This is a genomic window from Mesorhizobium silamurunense, from assembly GCF_014843825.1.
Classification (GTDB): domain Bacteria; phylum Pseudomonadota; class Alphaproteobacteria; order Rhizobiales; family Rhizobiaceae; genus Mesorhizobium; species Mesorhizobium silamurunense.
In genome coordinates, this window is the sequence record NZ_JHQR01000457.1 from 1 (window position 1) to 374 (window position 374).

Consider the following 374-nt stretch of genomic DNA (forward strand, 5'->3'; position numbering starts at 1 on the left):
CCCTCAACAACACCACCGGCACGGTCGGCCAGGAGAACGTCTCCTACAGCTGGGATGCCGGCACCAACACGCTGACGGCCACCACCACCAGCGGAGACCGCATCGGCACCGCTCTGTTCACCGTCCATGTGACGGATCCGGCGACCGGCGCCTACACGGTGACGCTGCTCGACAACGTGCTGCAGGCGCAAGGTCCGAACGACGAGAACAACGCGACGGTCAATCTCGGCTATGTGATCACCGATGCGGACGGTTCGACGGCACCGGGCACGCTGACCATCACCTTCAATGATGATGCGCCGACCGCTTCGGTCGGCACGGTCGCGGACGCGGCCATCACGCTGATGACGCAGGACGCCCAGACGATCGGGCCG

The 374-nt window shown here is 65.8% G+C and carries 1 protein-coding gene; it reads left to right on the plus strand.

The window, feature by feature from the left end:
• Positions 1–374, plus strand: a 374-nt coding sequence (locus DH10_RS35965) for a hypothetical protein (protein WP_210327893.1), incomplete at both ends; no start/stop codon positions are given.